Below are 1,639 nucleotides of genomic sequence, written 5' to 3'. Positions count from 1 at the left end.
ACTCGAGAAATGAGGAATGGAATTGCGCGAAGTCAAGACTACAAGCGGCGCCCGCTCCGAGAATGCGGTAATCAATTGCCCATTTACCCATCTGGAAGTGTGTCATGCTCAACTCGCTCGACGATAAGCGACGCTCGATGACCTGGCGGTATCGCCATGTCTAGCACGCTCACGGCGATCGTCTTGCAGGGCGGCGGAGCACTGGGAGCATATGAATTCGGTGCGCTTAGAGCCATCTTCGAGCGTCAGAACTTCCGGCCACATGTCATAACCGGCGTATCGATCGGCGCTCTGGCCGCAGCGGTTCTCGCCGGAGCAAAGGGCGATCCTCTTGAGACCCTGGGCGACATGTGGGACAGATTTTCCGTCTCCGCTCTTCCGTCTATGCCCGGTTTGGACGCATGGTTGGCGATGTTCGGCGCGCACGGAATGATCCGCGTGGACCCGACTTTTCTCCTGGCCCCGTTGATCGCCACCAGTGTGATGGACATGGCACCGCTAAGAGAATGGCTGACCGAGTCGGTAGATTTCGATAAGTTGAACGCAAGCGCGACGCGAGTGATCGTTACCGCGGTGAATGCCGCCACGGGTGCTTATGAGGAATTTGATAACAGAGACCGATTGACTGTGGACCATGTAATCGCGAGCTCGAGCCTGCCGCCGGTATTTCCAATGACTTTCATCGACGACCAGCCATATTGGGATGGCGGCCTTGTTTCCAACACCCCGTTGCGGTGCGCGATCAACGCGCTGGAGCAGATCGACGCCGACGACCCCGACGTAAGGCGCGAACTGATCGCGATGAATGCGAGTCATATCTCGCCGTCGACACCGCAGACGATGTCCGACGTGGTGGGTCGTTTGTTGCAGATATATTTTTTTGGAAAGCTGCGACTAGACCTCAAGCTCTTCGAACAGTTCAACAGCTATCTCGATCTGATTGAACATCTCGACGAAGAGCTGCCTCCAGCGAGTCGGTTGCGGCAACATCCGGCGTATCAACGGTTGATGGCACACCGGAAGATCGATCGGTTCGTGCTTATATCCGGGGATGGGCAGGAATCAATCGGTGCTGCGACTGACTTTTCCCGCTCGTCTACGCGACGCCGGATCGAGCGTGGCTACCGGGATGCAGTGCGGGCCTTGAGTTCCGACGAAACCGAATGAAGATCCTCACACCCACGAGGTGTGCGACATAAACGCTTGAGAGAACCGGCAAGTTGGCCGCCACGGGTTGCCCGTAGCGAACAATCGTCAGGCATAGCATATTGTGACGCCGTCCCTTGCAGACCGGGCGGTGACGAACGAACCGGCCAATCACTCGCCCGGCCACTCAACGCCATGCTGTGCGGTATAACTGCGAACGGCATCCGTCACGGTTTCGAAGAAATGTGTTTGGTCAAATATTTCGAAAAACCCATACGTTCGCAGTCGGTCCTGCACCGGGCCTTTCATTTCCGCAAAATACAGCGCGATGCCCGCAGTCTCCAACTCGTGATCAAGCCGGGAGAGCATGTCAGTGGCTGTGACGTCAATATCGGTGATGGGCTCCGAGGCAACGACCAACCATTCAGGTGGCTGCGCCGCTTGTGCGATACCCCGTCGCACGTGCTGGCTAAAAATCTCCGCATTTGCGAAG

The 1,639-nt window shown here is 56.9% G+C and carries 2 protein-coding genes; one reads left to right on the top strand and one right to left on the bottom strand.

The window, feature by feature from the left end; translation table 11 throughout:
• Positions 1–156: 156 nt before the first annotated feature.
• Positions 157–1,167, top strand: a complete 1,011-nt coding sequence (locus tag P0D80_RS49990; RefSeq protein WP_408296112.1) for a patatin-like phospholipase family protein — start codon at positions 157–159, stop codon at positions 1,165–1,167.
• A gap of 150 nt (positions 1,168–1,317) precedes the next feature.
• Here the strand turns inward: P0D80_RS49990 and P0D80_RS49985 are convergent.
• Positions 1,318–1,639: STAS domain-containing protein (locus P0D80_RS49985; RefSeq protein WP_408296109.1), on the bottom strand; the 322-nt coding region annotated here is incomplete at its 5' end.

Source organism: Paraburkholderia sp. RL17-373-BIF-A, from assembly GCF_046030175.1.
Lineage (GTDB): Bacteria > Pseudomonadota > Gammaproteobacteria > Burkholderiales > Burkholderiaceae > Paraburkholderia.
The sequence above is the reverse complement of the archived record's forward strand: the minus strand, read 5'-3'. Positions and strand labels throughout refer to the sequence as shown.